The organism is Nonomuraea sp. NPDC003707 (genome assembly GCF_053587055.1).
In genome coordinates, this window is sequence record NZ_JBSFNK010000022.1 from 114,907 (window position 1) to 135,872 (window position 20,966).

A 20,966-nucleotide genomic window follows, 5' to 3' on the forward strand; every position below is an offset into this window, starting at 1 on the left:
GAGGTCGATAGTCGTGTGCCGCCAATCCCGCCTTGTATCGTCATGCCCCGCCGCCCGGTCCGGGCCGCCGGGGCGTGACGGATGAGCGCATACGTAGCCCTCGCGATCTTCCTGGTCGCGTTCTTCTTCATCGCCACCGAGAAGGCCGACAAGGTCAAGGTGGTGCTCATCGCCGCCGGGCTGATGGCCGTCCTGGGCCTGGTCCCGGGCGCGGAGGTGTTCTTCTCCGAGCACGAGGGCATCGACTGGAACGTCATCTTCCTGCTGTTCGGCATGATGATCATCGTGGGGATCATCAAGCAGACGGGGGTCTTCGACTACCTCGCCATCTGGGCCGCCAAGCGGTCGCAGGGCAGGCCGTACCGGCTGATGGTCATGCTGATGGCGATCACCGCCATCGCCTCGCCCTTCCTCGACAACGTCACCACGATCATGCTGGTCGCGCCGGTCACCGTGATGGTGTGCGACCGGCTGCGCATCCCCGCCCAGCCGTACCTCATCGCGGAGGTGCTGGCCTCCAACATCGGCGGCGCCGCGACCCTCATCGGCGACCCGCCCAACATCATCATCGGCAGCCGGGCGGGGTTGACGTTCAACGACTTCCTCGTCCACATGGCGCCGATCGTGGTGGTCGTCTTCGCCGTGTTCGTGCTGCTCACGCGGGTGCTGTTCCGCGGGTCGTTCCACTATGACGCCGGGCACGCCGCGGCGGTGATGGCGCTGGACGAGCGGCGGGCCATCACCGACCCGCGGCTGCTGACCCGCTGCCTGGTGGTGCTGGGCCTGGTGATCGCCGGGTTCGCGCTGCACGCGGTGGCTCACGTCGACCCGTCGATCGTGGCCCTCGTGGGGGCCGGGGTGATGCTGATGGTCTCGCGCACGGACGTCCACGAGGTGCTGCGCGAGGTCGAGTGGTCCACGCTGGTCTTCTTCATGGGCCTGTTCGTCATGGTCGCGGGCCTGGTCCACACGGGTGTCATCGGGGCGATCGGCACGTGGGCCCTGGGCGCGCTGGGCGACGACTACTTCGTCGCCGCGACGGCGCTGCTGTTCGGCTCGGGCGTGCTGGGCGCGTTCTTCGACAACATCCCGTACGTCGCCACGACCGCCCCGATCGTGGAGGGCGTCGTCGCGCAGATCCCCGACCCGAGCACCGGGCAGGCGCTGTGGTGGGCGTTCGCGCTGGGCGCGGACTTCGGCGGCAACGGCACGGCGGTGGCGGCCAGCGCGAACGTGGTGGCACTCGGCATCGCGGCGCGTTCCGGACACAAGATCACCTTCTGGCAGTTCACCCGGTACGGCATCGTCGTGACCGTCATCAGCACGCTGATGGCCTGGGCGTACGTCTGGCTGCGCTACTTCGCCTGACCGGGGACATCAGGGGAAAGTCAGGGGCGATCACCGATGAGCGCCCCTGACCCGAGGAGGCATCGTGGGCCTCATGAACCGCCTCACCCAGATCTCCTTCACCGCGGCCCCCGCCGCGCTGCTCGCCGGCAGTCTCCTCACGCGCCTCCCCGGCGCCGATGCCGTCGGCGGGCCGTGGTGGGCGGCCGCGCACGCGGTCCTGCTGGCAGGGTTCCTGATGTTCGGCGTCATGCTCCTGGCGCTGCGCCGCATGGCCGGGCCCGTGACGGGCGGGTGGCGGGCGGCGGCGGACGCCGCCACGGCGGTGGCGCTGCTCAGCACGGCCGCCAACGTCGTCGGTCTCGCCGTCGACCTCTACAACAGGTTCGAGAGCCCGCGCGTCGCGGCGTGGGAGCCGTTCGTCTACGGTGCCGCCTTCGCCGCCCTGGTCGCGCTGGCGTCCGTGCTCGCGGCGCTGCGGCGGGTCACGGTGCTGAGCGCGGCCGTCACGGCCACGGGCGTGGCGGTGCTGATCGGAGGGCTGCTCGAACCGGCCCTGACGCCGGTCGGCATGGCGCTCATCTGGCTCGGCACGCTGCTGCTGAGCAGGGGCCCGGCCGAACCGGCGGGGCAGATCGGCTACCGGCTCCACTGAGCGATCGCCCGGGCTTCAAGTGGGTACGTCCATGAAGGTCCCGACTCCCGGCTTTCATGAAGGAGTGGTTCCCCATGCTCTACGTCTTCGGCTTCGAACGGATCGGCGTGGCGGTCAGCGACATCTACTTCATCGACCCCGACCCGATCAGAGGACAGGAGGGCGCCGAGCGCGGCGTACGCCTGGAGCTGCGGAAGCTGCATCCCGGCGAGCTGAACGGGTCGATCTACTCGGCCCGGCCCATCACCGTCGAACGCCCCCTGTGGCGGGTGGACCTGCTGGAGTCGGTCAACAGCGCACCCGGCAGCTTCGACCGTACCCACCATCACCCCGGCATCGACGGGTGGGAACCGGGCAGGCGGGTGTTCGACAAGGAGCTCTCCGGCGAGCCGCTGAAGTGGCTGAGCGGACGGCTGGCCGACCTGGAGGGCGTGCTCGACGAGGTCGGGGTGGACCGCGGCGAGGTGAGCCCGGCGGACGTGGCCGGCCTGCGCGAGCGTGCCGAGGAGATCGTCGAGACCGTCGCCCGCCTCCTCGACGGCGTCCACTCCGGCGCCCTCGCGACCCCGCCGGACGACGCCTCGGCCGCCGCCGTCCGCGCCAGCTGGTTGTGAGGACGACAGCGCTTCCAGCTAGGGGGCCAGGCCGGCCGCGATGCCGTCCAGGACGAGGCCGAGCTTGCGGTTGAACCACACGGAGGCCGGCTCCGACAGCGCCCGCCGCATGACGGGCGCCACCTCCGGGCCGACCGCCTCGGCCCAGGCGTCGGCCGAGCTGTCGCGGACCTTGGCCGTGCCGGCGGAGCCGCCCGCGGGCGCGTCCAGCTGCTGGCCCCTGCCGAAGACGTCGATCGCCAGGTCGAAGACGGTGTCGACGGCGAGGAACGCGTCCTCCACCGCGAAGCCGTAGCCGATCAGGCGCTGGACGGCCGCGCCGAAGCGGTGCATCACCTCGTCGGGGAAGCGCTTGAGCTTGAGGAATTCCTTGATCAGGCCGGGGTGGGCCTCCAGCAGCGCCCACAGCGCCCCGGCCTGCGCCTCCAGGTCCGAGCGCCACTCGCCGGTCGGCTCCGGCCAGTCCGCCTTGCCGATCGCGCGGTTGATGGCCACGACGACCAGCTCCTCGCGGTCGGCCACGTGGCGGTAGAGGGCCGAGTGGGCGACCCGGAGGCGGTCGGCCACGGTGGCCAGGGTCAGGTTGTCGAACCCGACGGCCAGCGCGGCGTCGGCGATGTCGGGCCGGGTGATGCGCGGCGGGCGGCCGCGCGGGCGGCCCAGCACGCGCCACTCCCGCGCCGTCGTCTCCTCACCCATCGAGCCCCCTACCGCCGTCGATCACGTCGCGCCGGGCCGTCCACCGGTCAGGCGCGTACGAGGCGCCAGCCGCGGGCCCGCGCGCGTTCTTCCCAGAACGCAGCGTACCGGCCACCCGCGTCCAGCAGCTCCTGGTGGGTGCCGCGCTCGGCGATCACGCCGCCCTCCAGCATGACGATCTGGTCGGCGGCGGCGATCGTGGTCAGCCGGTGCGCGATCACCAGCAGCGTCCGGTCGCGGGCGAGCGTGGCCAGCGCGTCCATCAGAGCGGACTCGTTCTCCGGGTCCAGCGCGGCGGTGGCCTCGTCCAGCAGCACGATCGGCGCGTCCTTGAGGATCGCGCGGGCGATGGACACCCGCTGGCGCTCGCCGCCGGAGAGGGTCGCCCCGGCCTCGCCGACCCTCGCCTGCCAGCCGCCGGGCAGCCGCGCGGCGATCTCCTCGACGCGCGCCAGCCGGCCCGCCTCGCGGACCTCCTCGTCCGTGGCGTCCGGCCGCCCCAGCCGGATGTTGTCCTCCAGCGTGCCCTCGAACAGGTACACGTCCTGGAACACGATCGACAGCTGGGCCATCAGGTCCTCGGGCGGGTAGTCGCGCACGTCGTTCCCGCAGACCCGGACCGACCCGGCGGAGGCGTCCCAGAAGCGGGCGATGAGACGGGTGAGCGTGGTCTTGCCGGACCCGGAGGGCCCGACCAGCGCGGTCACCGTGCGGGGCGCGACGGTGAAGCTCACGTCCCGCAGCAGCGGCCGCTCGTCGTAGGCGAAGCTCACCCCGTCCAGCTCGATCGACGGCTCACCGGCCCGCGCCGTGCCGCCGGACGGCAGCGGCGGCGTGGTCAGGACGTCGCGGATGCGCCGCAGCGCGCCGCGTGCCATGCGCAGCTCGCCGCCCACGTCGGCGGCGGCGAGCAGCGGTTCGGTGAACCGCACGGCCAGGACCAGCACCCCGACCAGCTCCGGCACGTCCACCGCGCCGCCGAGCGCCAGCGAGCAGCCCACCAGCAGGATCGCGGTGAAGGCGAGCTGCACGGTCAGCGCGACCGTTCCGAGGCCGGGCAGCGTGGTCCGCAGGAGGCGCCGCAGCGCCGACCGCTGCCGCACCAGCGCGTCGTCGAGCAGGTCGTAGCCGTCCGCCGTGCGCCCGAACGCCCTCAGGGACGCCTGCTGCCGGGCGAACTCCACCACGCGGTCGGCCCCCTCGGCCCCCGCGTCGTCCATCGCGGTGTCGCTGCGCTGCACCAGGGTCTGCGTCCAGCGGAACGCCAGCCACAGGAACGGCGCCGTGACCAGGGCCGCCAGCCCCAGCCGCCAGTCGAACACGAACATGCACACCAGCACGGTCGCCGGCGCGGTCACCGAGGTCACCACGACCTGGAGCAGGTGGGCGGGCACGCTCATCACGTCCATGACGCCCTTGCCCGCGAGCTGCCCGAGCCGGCCCACCCGGTCGGCGCTGAACCAGCCGACCGGCAGCCCGGCCACGTGGTCGCCCATCCGGTGGTAGAGCGTGCGCAGGGCGGCCAGGCCGACCGCGTAGCCGTACTGCGACTGCTGGTAGGAGGCGACGGCGGTGGCCGCGACCACGACGGCGAAGGCCGCGAGCCACGGTCCGGCCGCCTCGCCGGACAGCAGCGCGCGCAGCACTGGCACGAGCATCGCGAACGACGCGCCCTGCAGCACGCCGTAGACGATCATCGCGAGCAGGCTGCGGCGCAGGCGCGCCCCGTGCTCGGGGCCGAGTACGGCGCCCAGTTCTCCGATCATGCCCGGGTCCAATCCCGATCGTCGTCGCGTACGTGGGCCGCCCACAGCCGGGTGTAGAGCCCGCCGGCCGCGCGGAGCTCGTCATGGGTGCCGCGCTCGACGATCCGGCCGCCGTCGAGCACCGCGATCTGGTCGGCGCCGGTGATCGTGCCCAGCCGGTGGGCGATGACCAGCAGCGTGCGGCCGGCCACCAGCGTGGACAGCGCGTCCTGGATGGCCGACTCCGACTCCGGGTCGGCGAACGCGGTGGCCTCGTCCAGCACCAGGATCGGCGCGTCGGCCAGCAGGGCGCGGGCGATCGACACGCGCTGCGCCTCGCCGCCCGACAGGTGGGCGTCCTCCCCGATCACCGAGTCGTAGCCGCGCGGCAGCTCCGTGATCCGGTCGTGGATCTGGGCCGCGCGGGCCATCCGCTCGACCTCCTCGCGCCCCGCATCGGGGCGGCCGAGCGCGATGTTGTCCGCGACGGACGCGCGCAGGAGCTGCACGTCCTGCAGGACGAAGCCGACGTGGTGGTACAGCTCGGCGGAGCCGATGTCGCGCACGTCCACGCCGCCCACCGTCACCTGGCCCGAGCCGGGGTCGTAGAAGCGGGGCAGCAGCTTGGCCAGCGTGGACTTCCCCGAGCCCGACGGCCCGACCAGCGCGGTCACGGTGCCGGGCGCCAGCGTCAGGTCCACCCCGCGCAGCACCGGCGTGCTCCCGTCGTACGAGAACGACACGTCGTGGAACTCCACCCGGCGGCCCTGCGGGCGGGTCGGCTCGGCGGGCTCGGGCAGCGGCGGCGTCGCCAGCAGCGCGGCCACCCGCCCGGCCGACTCGGCCGCGCGCCGCAGCCGCATCGAGCCCATGTCCAGGGTGAGGAACGGCGCCGTCAGCGCCACCCCGACCAGCACGAACGGCAGCACGTCCACCGGCGCCAGCCAGCCGTTCGCGGCGAACACGACGCCTCCCGCGGTGGCCACGAGCAGCATGGTCGGGGGCGAGATGAGCGCGTTCGAGACGCCGCTGAGCCTGAGCATGGGCCGCACCCAGGCGCCGAAGAACTCGGCGAAGTCGTCGGCGGCCTCGGCGAAGCGCCGGTAGGAGCGTCTGGCCTGCCCGAACGTCTTGATCACCGCGATCCCCTGCACGAACTCGACCACGGCCGCGCTGATCCTGGTGTTCGCCTCGCTCCAGCGCCGCATCTGCTCGTCGTAGCCGCGCATCATGACCGCGAACGCGACGGCGAACAGCGGCACGGGGATGAGCACGACGAGCGTGAGCCGCCAGTCGACGTACAGCAGGTAGGCGAGCGCGGTCAGCGGGGTCACCACGGCGGCGAGCAGGTCGAGCAGGGCATGCGCGACGAGGTGGTGCATCTCGCGCACGTCGTCCTGCAGGACCTTCTTGACCTGGCCCGAGTTGCGCTCGCCGAACCAGCCCAGCGGCACCCGCGACAGGTGCGCGGCCATCCGGCGGCGCAGGTGGAGCTGCAGGTCGGCGTCCGCGAAGTGGGTGATCGCCCCGGCCAGGCCGAACGACGTGAACCTGACCAGCAGCCCGGCCACCGCGATCCCGGCGATCAGCCAGACCCGGCCGGCCTCGGGGGCCGCGCTCAGCAGCACCCGGGCCAGCTCGGCCACGCACACGAACGGCACGAGCGCCGAGACGGCGTACACCACCTGGAGCACGGCGGCGGCGACCAGCCTCGGGCGGATGGGGGCGAGGAGCGCGAGTAACGCGGCGCGGTCGGGAGCGGGCCCGCCGTCCTCGGGCGGGGACGCCACGGGGGCCGCCGGTTCGGCGGTGATCGTCATGTGTGAGCCTCCGCGCTTCGAGGGTTTCCGCCTGGAACCGATTTTGTTACAGGCATTCTCGAATAGGCAAGGCTCACATAACTAAGGCCTCGGCGGACTGGGGGGTGTAGGGGTGGCCGGGCGGCGGTGCAGCAGGCCGAAGCGCGTCCACATGGCCTCCGCCGCCTCGATCGAGGCGCCCGTACGGGCCGGGTCCACGGCGGCGAGCTGGGTGACCAGGGCCTGGGCGACCGCCATGCCCGCCGTCAGCGACGGGAAGAACGCCTCCCCCTCCGCCGGCACCATGACCACCTCCTCGGCCGCCTCGGCCAGCGCGGGACTGGCCGCGTCCGTGAGGGCGAACACCCGCACCCCGCGCGAGCGGGCCACGTTCGCGGCCAGGACCGTGCTCTCGTACAGGCGCCAGAAGCTGATCGCCACCAGCACGTCCCCGGCGCCGAGCGCGGCCACCGCGTTGGCCAGCTCCGCGTCGCCGTTGGTCACGGCCGTGACGGGATAGCCCGCCAGGCGGGCGTTGTGGGCCAGGGCCAGCCCGACGGCCGCGTAGCTGCCGTCGGCGACGATCACGGTACGGCCCGCCGCGGCGACGGCCTCGGCGATCGTGAGCAGGACGCCCTCGTCGAGGCGGCGGTTCAGCAGCGCGAGGCTGTCCAGGTCGCGCCGGAGCGAGCGGGAGCTGGGCGAGCCGGTGCCGCGGTGCTCGGCGGCCACCTGGCCGGCGCTCAGCGAGGACAGGTAGCGCGCCCGCAGCTCCTGCTGGAGCGCCGGCCACCCGGCGAACCCGAGCGCCTGCGCCGTACGCGTCACGGTCGCCACGTTCACCCCCGCGACCTGCGCCAGCTCGGCCGCGGACTCGAACGACGCCCGCCGCGGCTGGGAGAGCAGGATCTCCAGCACCGCGGCCGCCTTGCCGCGCAGCCCGCGCGGGGGCACCCGGGTCCGCAACCACTCCTCGAAGCTGTCCGCGGCCTGCTCTGTCACCGTGTCCCTCTCCACTGCCATTCTGCAAAGACCATTGCATTTCGGATATTTCGCACTATATGTTGCTGCGCAATCAACCTGAAGGGGCCATGACCTCGGGAAGGTGTTGTTCAATGACCCTGTTGGCCCGTCTGGACCGGCTCCCGCTGAGCCGCCCTCACTACCTGCTCCTCCTCATCGGCGGCCTCGGCTACACCTTCGACGGCATGGACTCGGCCGTCGTGGCATTCTTGCTCCCCAGCGCGCAGGACGCCTGGGGCCTGTCCAACGGACAGCTCGGCCTCATCGGGTCCGCGACCCCGTTCGGGTTCCTGTTCGGCGCGACCGTCGCGGGCCTGCTCGGCGACCGTATCGGCCGCAAGAAGGTCATGATGTACGCGCTCGCCTTCTACGCCGCCTTCTCCGTGGTCGCCGCGTTCGCCCCGAATTATGAGGTCTTCCTGGGCTCCCGGGTGCTGGCCGGGGCCGGCGCGGGCGCGGAGAGCGCGATCATCGCGCCGTTCCTGTCGGAGTTCGTGCCGGCGAAGCGGCGCGGATGGTTCATCGGCGCGCTGGCCGGGTTCTTCTCGTTCGGGTTCGTGATGGCGGCGCTGATCGGCCGCTTCGTGGTGCCGACGATGGACGACGGCTGGCGGATCGCGCAGGTGATCACCGCGCTGCCGATCGTCATGCTGCTGTGGTGGCGCCGCTCGCTGCCCGAGTCGCCGCGCTTCCTGCTGCAGAACGGCCGCGTGGACGAGGCCGAGGCGGTGGTCGCCGACCTCGAACGCCGCGTCGAGCGGGCCACCGGACAGCCGCTCCCGCCGGTGCCCGAGTCGGCCGCCCAGCCGGCCACCAACGCCGCCACCAAGCCGGCCGGGGTCAACCTGATCAGCGCGCTCCGGTTCCTGTGGAGCCCGGTCATGGCCAGGCGGACGGCTGTGACGTGGCTGATCTGGTTCGTGATCACGTTCTCGTACTACGGGTTCTTCTCGTGGATCCCCACCCTTCTCGTGCAGCGCGGCATCACGGTGACCAAGAGCTTCGAGTTCTCGATCATCATCTACCTGGCGCAGGTCCCCGGCTACTTCTCCGCGGCCTGGCTGTCGGAGCGGCTCGACCGCAAGAACACCATCGCGATCTACCTGTCCGGCTCGGCGGTCAGCGCGTTCTGGCTGTCGCAGATGGACACGCCCGCCACGATCACGCTCGCGGGCGCGGTGCTGTCGTTCTTCCTGAACGGCACGTACGCGGGCGTCTACTCCTACACCCCCGAGGTCTTCCCCACCTGGATCCGCGCCACCGGAACGGGCCTGTCGAGCGCGTTCGGGCGGGTCGGCAGCATCCTGGCCCCGACGATCATCGGGCTGTCGGCGGCGAGCCTCGGCTTCGGCGGCGTGTTCGGCCTGACGACGGCGGTGCTGGTGGTCGGGGTGGTGTGCGTGGTCGTGTTCGGCCTGGCCACGGCCGGGAGATCACTTGAGGAGCTGACGGAACCCGCCAAGGAGGCGAGCAAATGACCGGATTGAGCGAGCTTGAAGAGACCGTGCGACGGGAGGTGGGAGTGCGGCTGTTCACGGTCCTGGCCTGGGTGCCGGAGCGGCGGGCGCTGCGCCGCGTCCACACCAGCCATCCCGAGCAGTATCCGGTGGGCGGGGAGAAGACCGTGGAGGTCGCCCAGGGCTGGCTGGCCCGGTGCATCGAGGGCCGCGAGCCGTACTTCGGCAAGGACCGGGCCGCGGTACGGGAGATCTTCGCCGACCACGAGCTGATCGAGAGCCTGGGCTGCGGGACGATCATCAACGTCCCGGTGGTCGACCAGGGGGAGGTGCTCGGCGTGCTGAACATCCTCGACGCCGAGGGAAGCTACGACGAGGAGTCGGTGACCGTGGCGCGCTCGCTCGCGCCGCTCGCCGTCCCGGCGCTTCGGTCGTCGGCAGCGCGCGGAGGTGCCGCATGAGCCTGTTGCTGCGTAACGCTCTGATCCTGGACGTGACGAGCGGCGAGTACGCCGAGGGCGACCTGCGCTGCGCGGACGGCCGGGTCGCCGAGACGGGACCGCGGCTGAGCGCGCCGGACGGCACGCGGGTGATCGACCTCGCCGGTGCGCACGTGGTGCCGGGGCTGATCGACGCGCACGTGCACGTCACCGCCTCCACCGCGAACCTCGGCACGCTCGGCTCCATGTCCCCCTCCTACGTCGCCGCGCACAGCGCCCAGATCATGGGCGGGATGCTCGACCGGGGCTTCACCACGGTGCGCGACGCGTCCGGCGCCGACTTCGGGCTGGCCGACGCGCAGGCGGAGGGGCTGATCCGGGGGCCACGGCTGCTGTTCTGCGGCAAGGGGCTGAGCCAGACGGGCGGCCACGCGGACTTCCGCGGCCGGGGCGAGCACCAGCAGGACGACCACCCCTGCTGCGCCGGCGTCGGCCGCGTGGCCGACGGGGTCGACGCCGTACGCGTCGCCGCCCGCGACGAGCTGCGCAAGGGCGCGCACCACATCAAGGTCATGGCCTCCGGCGGCGTGGCCTCCCCGACCGACCGCATCGACTCGACCCAGTACTCCATGGACGAGCTGCGCGCGGTCGTCGAGGAGGCCGAGGCGGCCAACCGGTACGTCGCCGCGCACGCCTACACCGCCCGGGCCGTCAACCGGGCGCTCGAGGCCGGGGTGCGCTCGATCGAGCACGGGAACCTGATCGACGACACGAGCGTGGAGCTGTTCCGGCGGCACGACGCGTTCCTGGTGCCGACGCTGGTGACGTACTGGGCGCTCAAGGAGGAGGGGCTCACGTTCGGGCTGCCCGAGCGGAGCTGGCGCAAGGTGGACGAGGTGCTCGAGGCCGGGCTGGTCGCGCTGGAGCGGGCCGCGCGGGGCGGGGTGCGGCTGGCGTACGGGACCGACCTGCTCGGCGGCATGCACCGGCACCAGAACCACGAGTTCCGGCTGCGGCGGGAGGTGCAGCAGCCGATCGACGTGCTGCGGGCCGCGACGGCCGGGGCGGCGGAGCTGGTCGGGATGGCGGGGGAGGTCGGCACGCTGGCCGTGGGAGCGCACGCGGACCTGCTCGTGCTCGACGGCGATCCGCTGGCCGACATCGGCGTCCTCGCGGACCCCGCCCACTTCAGGCACGTCGTCCAGGCGGGCCGCGTCGTCTCCGGCTGAGCCGGGGCCGCTTCGGGGCGGGCGGCGTTGCATAGTGGCAGGGTGACCACGCTGACGCGCGCCGCTCTCGTGGTGGTCGCGGTGCTGCTCCTGCTGCTCGCCCTGCTGTGGGTGTTCCAGCGGCGGCTGATCTACCTGCCCGACAGCGCGCCCGTGCCGCCCGCCGCCGAGGTCGTCCCGGGCGCGCGGGACGTCACGTTCACGACCGGCGACGGGCTCCGGCTCACGGCCTGGTACGTCCCCGGCACCCGCGGCGTGACCGTCCTGATCGCGGGCGGGAACGGGGGCAACCGGCGCGACCGCGCCCCCTTGGCCCGCGCGCTGTCGGAGCACGGGTTCGCGGTGCTCCTCATGGACTACCGCGGCTACGGCGGCAACCCCGGCAGCCCGACGGAGGAGGGGCTGCGCCAGGACGCCCTGGCCGCCCGCGACCACCTCGGCGACACCCGCGTCATCTACTTCGGCGAGAGCCTGGGCGCGGCCGTGGTCACCCGGCTCGCCCTGGAGCGCCCGCCCGACGGCATGGTGCTGCGTTCGCCGTTCACCGACCTGGCCGCCGCCGGGCGGGCCAACTACCCGTTCCTGCCGGTCAGGACGCTGCTGCGGGACCGCTTCCCGGTCGCGGAGAGCATCCGGCGGGTGCGGGCGCCGGTCATCGTCGTGTACGGCACCCGCGACACGATCGTGCCCCCGCGGCTCAGCAGGGCGGTCGCCGAGGCGGCGGGCGAGCGCGCCACGACCGTCGAGGTCGCCGGGGCGGGCCACAACGACCTGGTCATGCTGGCCGGCGACGAGGTCGTGGGCGCCGTGGTCGACCTGGCCGGACGAATAAATCAGTAGTTCCACACCCCCTCATCGTGTACGTTCAGGAACGGAAGGATTACGTACGGTAACAATAGGGGGCCCAGTGAGACTCGTTCGCGCCGCAGCGGCGGCACTCTCCCTGGTCATGACCACCACTCCCGTCGCCGCCGAGTCGGCCCCGTCCGCGCTGGTGCGCACCGACAAGGGCATGGTCAAAGGCGAGGTGCGCAAGGACCACCGGGCCTTCCGCGGCATCCCGTACGCCCAGCCGCCCACGGGCCCGCTCCGATGGCGGCCGCCGCAGCCGGCCAAGCCGTGGACGGACGTCCGCGACGCGACGGCGTTCGGCAGCCAGTGCGCGCAGCTCGCCGAGCCCTACGGCGGCAAGACGTCGTACGGCGAGGACTGCCTCTACCTCAACGTCACCGCGCCGCGCAGGGGCCGCGACCGGCCGGTCATGGTGTGGCTGCACGGCGGCGGCAACGCCGGCGGCAACCCCGCCTTCTACGACCTGACCAGGATGGCGACCCGGGGCGGCGTCGTGGTCGTGAGCGTCAACTACCGGCTCGGCGCGCTCGGCTGGCTGGCGCACCCCGCGCTGGAGACGGGCGAGCGCTACCAGAGCGGCAACTACGGGCTGCTCGACCAGCAGGCGGCGCTGCGCTGGGTGCGGCGGAACATCGCGGCGTTCGGCGGCGACCCCCGCAACGTGACGGTGTTCGGGGAGTCCGCCGGAGCCGCCGACATCTGCGCCGGCCTGGCCTCTCCCACCGCCGCCGGGCTGTTCGACAAGGCGATCGTGCAGAGCTTCAGCTGCTCCTCCCCCACCCGCACCGAGGGGCAGGCGGAGGCCGAGGGGGCCAGGTTCGCCGCGGCCGTGGGCTGTGCCGCCGGGGCCGCCGCCTGCCTGCGGGCGCTGCCGGTCAAGACGCTGCTGGAGGCGTTCCGGGGCCACAACCCGTACCCGGTCGCGGGCGGCGACCATGTGCTGCCGCTCCAGCCCCGCGCGGCGATCGAGAGCGGCCGGATCAACCGCGTGCCCGTCATGCACGGCAACACGCTCGACGAGATGCGCCTGTATGCCGGCCTGACCTACCCGAAGCCGATCACGCAGGCGCAATACGAGCAGTTCGTGCGCGCCACGTACGGGGCCAACGCCGGCCAGGTCCTGGCCCGCTATCCCGCCACCGGCCCCGACCTGCGGATCGGGCTGGCCACCATGCTGACCCACGGCACCGGCCCGCTCGCCACCTGCACGCACCAGGACGCCTTCGGCCTGCTCTCCCGGGCCGGGGTCGAGGTCTACGCCTACCAGTTCGCCGACCGCGCCGCGCCGCCGCTGATGGACGTGCCCGGTTTCGAGGAGGGCGCCGAGCACGCGACGGAGCTGGTCTACCTGTTCCCCGGCCTGCTCGGCCGGCTCAACGCCGAGCAGGAGAAGCTGTCGAACGCCATGATCGGCTACTGGACGTCGTTCGCCCGCGACGGCCACCCGAACGCCCCCTGGGTCCCGCGCTGGCCGCGCTTCAGCGGCTCCGGCGACGTGCTCAGCCTGGCGCCGGGCCGCGGCGGCATCCACCTGACCGACACCGCCGGCGCCAGCAATTGCGCCTTCTGGGGCTCTTTGCAGTCATGAGGGCTCATAATGCGGGTTGTCCCTGAAGATCCGCGAGCCCCCGAGGTGAGCCATGAAACCGCTCCGCGCCGTCGTGGCCGCCGTGGGGGTGGGGGCGCTTCTGGCCGGCGGCTTCCTGTTACTGCGCGGCGGCGGCGACAACCCGCCGCCGCGTGATCGCCTGACGGTCGCGCCCATGGTCGTGCGTCCCAACGTGCTGGTGGACGCCCAGGGCGCGGTCCTGGAGGAGCTCACCGGCGACTGCTCGGCCAGCCGCTACCCGTACGTCTGCATTCAGGCGAAGAAGGACCTCGACGAGGACCTGCTCCGCCGCGGCGGCCTGACCATCGTGACGGCGATCGACCAGCGCGTGCAGCGCGCCGCACAGCAGGGCATCGACCGGTACGTGCGCCGCGAGGACGCGCCGGTCGCCGCCCAGGCCATGATCGTGCCGGGCACCGGCGAGATCAGGGCCCTGGCTGCCAGCCGCGCGCCCGGACCCGGCGCCGAACCGCCCACCGACCGGTTCGGCTTCCAGCAGGGCACCACGGCGATGGTGTACACGCTGACGGCCGCGCTGGAGAGCGGCATGCGCTACGACGACGGCTTCCCTTACCTCAGCCAGTATCGGGCGGCGAACTACCACGCGTTCAAGAACTGCGAAGGTCAGAACGTCGCCGAGCCGTCATTCTCGATCGTCAACAGGGAACGCGACCACGGCGCGTTCACCACCCTGCGCTCGGGCACCCGGACCGCCGAGAACACGTTCTTCATGAAGCTGACGGAGAAGGTCGGTCTGTGCGAAAGCGTGCAGGTGGCCAAGCGCCTCGGGCTCAAGCGGGCCGACGGCCTGCCGTTCCAGGAATTCGAGACGTTCCCGTTGGGGATCAACGAGGTGGACCCGGTCTCGCTCGCCGGCTCGTACGCCACCCTCGCGGCGCACGGCAGGCGGTGCGAGCCGCGGCTGGTCACGGAGGTGCGCGGCGACTCGGGCGTCGTACGTTCCTTCCCGGCGCGGTGCCAGGAGGCGCTGGAGCCCGCGGTCGCCGACGCGGTGACCGGCGTGCTGGCGCAGGCGCTGGCCAAGGGCCCGCTCAAGGGGCTCAGCCGGGACGCGGCGGGCATGGAGGGCACCGCTGACGAGTTCTCCACCGCCTGGTACGCCGGCTACACCCCCGACCTGGCCTCCGCCGTCGCGCTCGGCGACCCGCGCGGCGCGGTCAAGCACAAGCTGTCGGACATCACCATCGGCGGCCGTCGCTACCGGCACGTCGAGGGCACGTCGATCCCCGGCCCGATCTGGAAGTCCTCGATGACGGAGGCGCTGGCCGGCAGCGCGGGGACGGCGTTCGCGAAACCGGACCTGGCGCGCTTCGGCGGCTGCCGCGACCACTGCGCCCCGTAACCGCTCCGGCTCCCCCGATCAGGCGGGGTGGTCGAGGAGTGACTCCAGCTCGGCGACCGCGTGGGCGCGGTGGATGTCGAGGGTCGTCACCGCCTCGTCGGCGGCGAGGCGGCGCAGGGCGTCGAGGGTGGCGCGGTGCTCCTTGACGACCCGCTCCCGGTTGCCCGCGTCGCCGTAGTACATCGACCGGTAGGCGTCCGTGGTGTCCCACAGGGTCCTGATCAGGCGGACCAGCCGGGGCATGCCCGCGCAGTCGAACAGTGTCATGTGGAACAGCCGGTTGGCCGTCGCCATGGCCAGCACGTCACCCGCCGCGGCGGCCCGCTCGACCTCCTCCTGGGCCGACTCCAGCCGGGAGAGGTCGTCGTCCGTGAGCCGCTCGACGGCCCGCCGGACGGCCTCCTCCTCCAGCAGCTCACGGATGCGGTAGACCTCGCGCAGGTCGTCGAGGGAGAGCATGGCGACGCAGTAGCCCTTGTGCGCCTTGTAGGTGACCAGGCCCTCGCCTTCGAGCGTCTTGAGCGCCTCGCGCAGGGGGACGCGGCTGACCTGCAGCTCCTCGGCCAGCGCGTCCTGCCGGATGGGGGCGCCGGGGCGCAGGCGCCCGGTGGTGATGGCAAGGCGGAGCTCGCCCAGCACGAACTGCTGGGCCGTCGGCGGCCTGCGTCGTGCCTCGTCCGAACTCATCGCCCCAATATCTCACGAACCCATTCCTCGTCCTCCCCCAGCCGGGGCGGCCGGTGGCGGTAGGAGGGCGGGGTGGCGCTGAGCCGCAGCGGGTTGGCGACCTGCCCGACCCCGTCGAGCTGAACGGAGGGCTCCAGGCCGAGGTCGTCGGCCAGGGCGAAGGCGGCGGCCAGGTCGTTGATCGGGCCGCAGGGCACCCCGGCGGCGGTGAGCGTCTCGAACCACTCGTCGGCCGTGCGGGCGGCCAGCGCCGCGTTGAGCTCGGCGACGAGCCCGATGCGACCGGCGACCCGGTCCGCGTTGGTGGCGTAACGAGGGTCACCGGCGAGGTCCGGGCGGTCCAGCGCCCCGCAGAGGGCCTGGAACTGGCGGTCGTTGCCGGCCGCGATCACGATCGGGCGGTCGCCGGCCTCGAAGACCTCGTACGGGACGATGCTGGGATGCCGGTTGCCCATCGCCTGGGGGACCACTCCGGCGGCGGCGTAGGCGGAGGCGTGATTGGTGAGCGCCGACAGGAGGGACGACAGCAGCGAAACCTCGACGTGCTGCCCCTCGCCGGTGCTGTCGCGGTGGCGGAGCGCGGCCAGGATGCCCAGCCCGGCGTGCAGGCCGGTGATCACGTCCACCAGCGCCACGCCGGCCTTCGTCCCGGGCCCGCCGGGCTCGCCCGTGACGCTCATCAGCCCGCCCACCGCCTGCGCGATCAGGTCGTAGCCGGGCAGCCCGGCCCCGGGTCCCGACCCGAACCCGGTGATCGAGCAGTACACCAGCCCGGGGTTGAGCTCGCGCAGCGAGGGGTAGCCGAGCCCGAGCCGGTCCATCGTGCCGGGCCGGAAGTTCTCGACCACCACGTCCGCCCGGGCGGCCAGCGCCCGGGCGACCTCGACGTCCGCGCGCAGGTCGAGGGCGATCGAGCGCTTGTTGCGGTTGACGCCGAGGAAGTACGTGGCCTCGCCGTCGGGCGCGTACGGCGGCCCCCAGGCGCGGGTGTCGTCCCCCGCGCCCGGCCGCTCCACCTTGACCACCTCGGCGCCCAGATCGGCCAGCAGCATCGTGGCGTACGGCCCCGCCAGCACCCGGCTGAAGTCCGCCACCAAAAGCCCCGACAGCGCACTAGTCACGCCGGCGCCCCGAGGTAGACGGTCATCGTGTGGGTGAAGAACTCGCGGGCCGCCCGCCCCTGCTCCTTGGGCCCGAACCCGCTCTGCTTGACCCCGCCGAACGGCACGTACGGGAAGGTCCCGGCCGACTCGGAGTTGATGTGCAGCACGCCGACGTCCAGCCGATCGACCGCCTGCAGGGCCACCCCCAGGTCCCTGGTGAAGATGGCCGCCGACAGGCCGTGGTCGCTGAGGTTGGCCAGCCCCAGGGCCTCCTCGGTCCCCGACGCCCGCACCACGCCCACCACGGGCCCGAACAGCTCGGTACGCCAGAAGTCCACCCCGGTCCCCGGCAGGTCGAGCACGGTCGGCGGCACGAACCAGCCCTCGCCGTCGTACGGGGGGGAGCCCGCCAGCGGCTTGGCCCCCTCGTCCACGGCCCGCGCGACCCCGGACGTCACCCGGTCCCGGGCGGCCGAGCTGACCAGCGGGCCCATCTCGACGCCGGGCGACAGGGGGTCGCCGACCACGAGGCGCGCGGCCCGTTCGGCCACCCGCTCCAGCAGCTCGTCCGCGACCGGGGAGGCCACGATGAGCCGCGAGGTGGCCGTGCACTTCTGGCCCGTGGAGCGGAACGCGCCGAGGCAGACCTGCTCGGCCGCGTGGTCGAGGTCGGCGTCGGCGAGCACGACGGAGGCGTTCTTGCCGCCCATCTCCGTCTGCACCGGCTTGCCCAGCTCGCCGCAGCGCGCGATCACGGCCCGCCCGACCGCCGTGGAGCCGGTGAACGAGATCGCGTCCACGCCGGGGTGGTCCACGATGGCCGAGCCGGCCTCGGCCTCGCCGTACACGAGGTTGAGCACGCCGTCCGGCAGCCCCGCCGAGGTCAGCGCCTGCGCCAGCCGGTAGGCCAGCAGCGGCACCAGCGACGACGGCTTCCACACGACGGTGTTGCCGTAGCTGAGCGCGGGCGCGATCTTCCAGGCGGGGATGACGATCGGGAAGTTGAACGGCGTGATCAGCCCGGCCACGCCGATCGGCTTGCGGACCACGAGGACGTTCTCGCCGGGCCGCGGGGAGGCGAAGATCTCGCCGCTCTCCCGGTCGGCCTCGCCCGCGTAGTAGCGCAGGATCCGGGCCGAGCCCCGTACCTCGGCGACCGCCTCGGGCAGCGTCTTGCCCTCCTCGCGGGCCAGCTCGGCGCCCCACTCCTCGGCGGCGGCGTCCACCAGGTCGGCGGCGGCCACGAGCACCGCCGCGCGGGCGTGGTGCGGCGTCGCCGCCCACTCCGGCGCCGCCGCACGGGCCGCGGCGACGGCCCGCTCCACCTCGGCGGCGGAGGCGAAACGCCCCCGCGCGACCACTTCGCTGGGCCGGGCCGGGTTGGTGTCGGCGAACTCCTCGCCGTCGCCCTCGACCCAGCGGCCGCCGATGAGATTCAGAAGGTCCATGGTCAACGAACCCTAACTGTGCAATATTGGATTTTCAATATTGGATCCAAAATACGGAGGCCATCCGATGATCACCCCGACCGCGCTCTTCGCCATCGACACGCTGCTCACCGAGGAGGAGCGCGAGATCAGGAACACGGTCAGGCGCGTCTGCGACCGGGAGATCCGCCCGAACGTCGCGGAGTGGTTCGAGACCGGCGAACTGCCGGCCCGCGAGCTGGCCCGCACGCTCGGCTCGCTGGGCGTGCTCGGCATGCACCTGGAGGGGTACGGCTGCGCGGGCATGGGCGCGGTCTCGTACGGGCTGGCCTGCCTGGAGCTGGAGGCGGCCGACTCCGGGCTGCGCAGCCTGGTCTCGGTGCAGGGCTCCCTCGCGATGTACGCCATCTGGAAGTACGGCAGCGAGGAGCAGAAGCAGGAATGGCTGCCCGCGATGGCGGCCGGCGAGCGCATCGGCTGCTTCGGCCTGACCGAGCCCGACTTCGGCTCCGACCCGGCGGGCATGCGGACCACGGCCAAGCGCGAGGGCGGCGACTGGGTGCTGAACGGCACCAAGATGTGGATCACCAACGGCTCGGTCTCGGACGTGGCGGTGGTGTGGGCGCGTACGGACGAGGGCGTCAGGGGCTTCCTGGTCCCGGCGGGCACCCCGGGCTTCACCGTGAACGACGTCAAGCACAAGATCTCGCTGCGCGCGAGCGTGACGAGCGAGCTGGTGCTCGACGGGGTGCGCCTGCCGGACGCGGCCATGCTGCCCGGCGCGCGGGGCCTGTCGGGGCCGCTCGGCTGCCTGAACGAGGCGCGGTTCGGGATCGTGTTCGGGGCGATGGGGGCGGCGCTCGACTGCCTGGAGACGGCCATCGCGTACGCGGGCGACCGCGAGGTGTTCGCCAGGCCGCTGGCCTCGTTCCAGCTCACCCAGGAGAAGCTCGCCGACATGGCGCTGGAGCTGGGCAAGGGCCTGCTGCTCGCCGTGCACCTGGGCCGGCTGAAGGAGGCCGGGACGATCACCCCCGAGCAGGTGAGCGCCGGCAAGCTGAACAACGTGCGCGAGGCCCTGGAGATCGCCAGGAAGTGCCGCACGCTGCTCGGAGCGAGCGGCATCACCCTCGAATACCCGGTGATCAGGCACTCCGTGAACCTCGAGTCGGTGCTGACCTACGAGGGCACGTCCGAGATCCACTCCCTGGTCCTGGGCAAGGCGCTCACCGGGATCGCCGCGTTCCACTGATCAGAACGTCTGCCAGGTCGCCTCGGTGACCTGGCACGGCCCGCCCTGGTGCACCCGCAGCCGCGCGGCGACGAGGTCCAGCGCGATCGTCGCGACGGTCTCCCACCGCTGGTTGATCGGCATCGTCTGGTCCGGGTGGGCGCAGACGGGCGCGTCCTCGGGGCCGTGGCTGAGCATGGCCAGCGCCCGCTTGGTGTGGTCGTCGCTGCTCAGACCCTCGGTGTTGGCCCGCAGGTGCTGGAACCTGGCGTACGTGCTGGGCCGGTCGGTGGAATGCCGCTCGTCCTTGGCCAGCGCGGGGTCGAGGAAGTGGTTGCAGTGCTGCAGCACGCCGTCGGGCTCCGGCGGTATGACCGCGACGCCGGCCGGGGAGATCTCGATCGAGGCCGCGTCCGACGAGGTCACGGCCGTGATGACGGTCGAGGCGGAGACGGTGGCCGAGCGCGCGATGTCGGCGGCCTCCTCGACCGTGGTGGCCTCGTCCAGGATCCTGCGGGCGATCAGGTGGACGGGCACGCCGAGGTCGGCCGTGTCGGAGTCGTGGCGCAGGATGTTGAAGTGGATGCCGAGCCCGCCCGTGTTCACCCCGATCTTGGCCAGCGCCCCGGCCTCGGTGAACGTGCGCACGACGTGCCCCGGACGCGGCTCCAGCTCCCAGAGCATGGGCGCGTCGCGCAGGTGGTCGTGCCAGTCCCACGTCTGCACCGTGCGCGGCGCCTCCCCCACCCCGGGCAGCACGACGGAGGTGGAGCACTCCCCCTCGCCGGTCGCGTCGATGGCGGCCAGGATCTCCGTGCGCGCGTTGACGACGGCGACCTGCCAGGGCTCCAGGCCGGCGCCGCGCGCGATCCCCGCGATCTCCTCCGCCAGGTGCGGCGCCCAGTCGGCGGTGCGCTCCAGGCTCAGTTCGCCCCACGTACGGACCTGCGTCGCGGTGGCGCCCGCGACGGTGAACAGGTCGGTGTAGCCGGAGAGGTTGGCACGGATCGCCTTGCTCCGGTGCGTGCCGAGTTCTTTGCCGCGGGCTCGGGGGTCAATCTGCGTCGACGTGAAGCTGGGGAAAGTCATGAACCATCCATCAGGTCGGCGAGCCTGGGGTTCTCGGCCGCGAACGAGGCGCGGACGCGCGCGTACCGCTCGGCGTCGATGTCCTGGCTCAGTTTGAACATGCTCTTCTCGGTATGCACATGCACCCGAAAAGCCACTACCCCCGGCAAGAGCGCCGCGAACCTCTCCCTGGACGCCGGGGTCGGCTCCCAGGAGGGCGAGCGGAGCGACTCCAGCGCCGTGACGGTGCGCTCCACCACGTCGAGCGCGTCGTCGAGCAGTTCCACCCGTCCCGTCACGTGCACGGCCGCGTAGTCCCAGGTCGGGACGGCCGGGTCGGTCGCGTACACGGTGGGCGAGACGTACCCGTGCGCGCTGGAGAAGACCACGAGCACCTCGGGCGATGACTCGAAGGAGCGCCAGTGGGGGTTGGCGCGGGCCATGTGGCCGAGCAGCGCGCCGCCTTCGAGGGCGCCGCCCTCGAGGATGACGGGGACGTGCGTGGCGACCGGCACGCCGTCCACCGTGCTGACGACCAGGGCGAACGGGTTCCGCCTGACCAGCTCGACCGCCTGGGCCGGGTCCGTGGCGGCGTAACGGGGGAAGACGTGCATCGGG

19 protein-coding genes are annotated in these 20,966 nt (G+C 72.7%); 10 read left to right on the forward strand and 9 right to left on the reverse strand.

What is annotated here, in order from left to right:
- Positions 1-81: 81 nt before the first annotated feature.
- From ACWDRB_RS42145 to ACWDRB_RS42155, 3 genes are all read left to right on the forward strand, one after another.
- Positions 82-1,368, forward strand: a complete 1,287-nt coding sequence (locus tag ACWDRB_RS42145; protein WP_350733872.1) for an ArsB/NhaD family transporter — start codon at positions 82-84, stop codon at positions 1,366-1,368.
- Between the two features lie 73 nt (positions 1,369-1,441).
- On the forward strand, positions 1,442-2,002 hold the full coding sequence (locus ACWDRB_RS42150; RefSeq protein WP_449903654.1) for a hypothetical protein: 561 nt from the start codon (positions 1,442-1,444) through the stop codon (positions 2,000-2,002).
- 74 nt (positions 2,003-2,076) lie between these two features.
- Positions 2,077-2,616, forward strand: a complete 540-nt coding sequence (locus ACWDRB_RS42155) for a hypothetical protein (protein WP_449903657.1) — start codon at positions 2,077-2,079, stop codon at positions 2,614-2,616.
- Positions 2,617-2,634: 18 nt separating this feature from the next.
- Here the strand turns inward: ACWDRB_RS42155 and ACWDRB_RS42160 are convergent, their stop codons facing one another.
- The 4 genes from ACWDRB_RS42160 to ACWDRB_RS42175 all read right to left on the reverse strand — a co-directional run bounded on the left by ACWDRB_RS42160 (position 2,635) and on the right by ACWDRB_RS42175 (position 7,861).
- Positions 2,635-3,315, reverse strand: a complete 681-nt coding sequence (locus ACWDRB_RS42160) for a TetR/AcrR family transcriptional regulator (RefSeq protein ID WP_449903659.1) — start codon at positions 3,313-3,315, stop codon at positions 2,635-2,637.
- A 47-nt stretch (positions 3,316-3,362) separates the two neighbouring features.
- Positions 3,363-5,081 carry an ABC transporter ATP-binding protein gene (locus tag ACWDRB_RS42165; protein WP_449903661.1) on the reverse strand — a complete coding sequence of 573 codons (1,719 nt, stop codon included), beginning with the start codon at positions 5,079-5,081 and terminating at the stop codon, positions 3,363-3,365.
- Positions 5,078-6,880, reverse strand: a complete 1,803-nt coding sequence (locus tag ACWDRB_RS42170) for an ABC transporter ATP-binding protein (RefSeq protein WP_449903664.1) — start codon at positions 6,878-6,880, stop codon at positions 5,078-5,080. Before ACWDRB_RS42170 ends, ACWDRB_RS42165 begins: the two co-directional genes overlap by 4 nt.
- 81 nt (positions 6,881-6,961) lie before the next feature.
- Positions 6,962-7,861, reverse strand: coding sequence for a MurR/RpiR family transcriptional regulator (locus tag ACWDRB_RS42175; RefSeq protein WP_350733881.1), 900 nt, complete (start codon positions 7,859-7,861; stop codon positions 6,962-6,964).
- Positions 7,862-7,974: 113 nt separating this feature from the next.
- On the opposite strand from ACWDRB_RS42175, the gene ACWDRB_RS42180 reads away from it, so the two are divergent.
- The 6 genes from ACWDRB_RS42180 (at position 7,975) to ACWDRB_RS42205 (ending at position 14,832) form a co-directional block, all read left to right on the forward strand.
- Entirely contained in the window at positions 7,975-9,360 is a 1,386-nt protein-coding gene (locus ACWDRB_RS42180; protein ID WP_449903668.1) for an MFS transporter, read from the forward strand.
- Entirely contained in the window at positions 9,357-9,800 is a 444-nt protein-coding gene (locus ACWDRB_RS42185; RefSeq protein ID WP_449903670.1) for a GAF domain-containing protein, read from the forward strand. The genes ACWDRB_RS42180 and ACWDRB_RS42185 overlap by 4 nt, the downstream gene beginning before the upstream one ends.
- Positions 9,797-11,008: an amidohydrolase family protein gene (locus ACWDRB_RS42190; protein ID WP_449903672.1), complete on the forward strand. Its 1,212-nt coding sequence runs from the start codon at positions 9,797-9,799 to the stop codon at positions 11,006-11,008. Before ACWDRB_RS42185 ends, ACWDRB_RS42190 begins: the two co-directional genes overlap by 4 nt.
- A 42-nt stretch (positions 11,009-11,050) precedes the next feature.
- Complete coding sequence (locus ACWDRB_RS42195) at positions 11,051-11,848, forward strand: alpha/beta hydrolase (protein WP_449903674.1); 798 nt, start codon at positions 11,051-11,053, stop codon at positions 11,846-11,848.
- Positions 11,849-11,957: 109 nt separating this feature from the next.
- Complete coding sequence (locus ACWDRB_RS42200) at positions 11,958-13,448, forward strand: carboxylesterase/lipase family protein (RefSeq protein WP_449903676.1); 1,491 nt, start codon at positions 11,958-11,960, stop codon at positions 13,446-13,448.
- 52 nt (positions 13,449-13,500) lie between these two features.
- On the forward strand, positions 13,501-14,832 hold the full coding sequence (locus ACWDRB_RS42205; protein ID WP_449903678.1) for a hypothetical protein: 1,332 nt from the start codon (positions 13,501-13,503) through the stop codon (positions 14,830-14,832).
- 18 nt (positions 14,833-14,850) lie between these two features.
- Here ACWDRB_RS42205 and ACWDRB_RS42210 read toward each other — a convergent pair whose 3' ends face one another.
- Genes ACWDRB_RS42210 through ACWDRB_RS42220 form a run of 3 tightly spaced genes read right to left on the reverse strand, consistent with a single transcriptional unit; the run spans position 14,851 to position 18,070 of the window.
- On the reverse strand, positions 14,851-15,519 hold the full coding sequence (locus ACWDRB_RS42210; protein WP_397369557.1) for a GntR family transcriptional regulator: 669 nt from the start codon (positions 15,517-15,519) through the stop codon (positions 14,851-14,853).
- Complete coding sequence (locus ACWDRB_RS42215) at positions 15,516-16,640, reverse strand: CaiB/BaiF CoA transferase family protein (RefSeq protein ID WP_449903681.1); 1,125 nt, start codon at positions 16,638-16,640, stop codon at positions 15,516-15,518. The genes ACWDRB_RS42210 and ACWDRB_RS42215 overlap by 4 nt, the downstream gene beginning before the upstream one ends.
- Complete coding sequence (locus ACWDRB_RS42220; protein ID WP_449903684.1) at positions 16,637-18,070, reverse strand: aldehyde dehydrogenase family protein; 1,434 nt, start codon at positions 18,068-18,070, stop codon at positions 16,637-16,639. Before ACWDRB_RS42220 ends, ACWDRB_RS42215 begins: the two co-directional genes overlap by 4 nt.
- Positions 18,071-18,137: 67 nt before the next feature.
- On the opposite strand from ACWDRB_RS42220, the gene ACWDRB_RS42225 reads away from it, so the two are divergent.
- Positions 18,138-19,301, forward strand: a complete 1,164-nt coding sequence (locus ACWDRB_RS42225; RefSeq protein WP_355201148.1) for an acyl-CoA dehydrogenase family protein — start codon at positions 18,138-18,140, stop codon at positions 19,299-19,301.
- Here the strand turns inward: ACWDRB_RS42225 and ACWDRB_RS42230 are convergent, their stop codons facing one another.
- Together ACWDRB_RS42230 and ACWDRB_RS42235 are read right to left on the reverse strand one after the other, a co-directional pair.
- Entirely contained in the window at positions 19,302-20,369 is a 1,068-nt protein-coding gene (locus ACWDRB_RS42230; protein ID WP_449903686.1) for a C45 family autoproteolytic acyltransferase/hydolase, read from the reverse strand.
- Positions 20,366-20,962, reverse strand: a complete 597-nt coding sequence (locus ACWDRB_RS42235) for an FMN-binding negative transcriptional regulator (protein ID WP_449903688.1) — start codon at positions 20,960-20,962, stop codon at positions 20,366-20,368. Before ACWDRB_RS42235 ends, ACWDRB_RS42230 begins: the two co-directional genes overlap by 4 nt.
- Positions 20,963-20,966 lie beyond the last annotated feature (4 nt).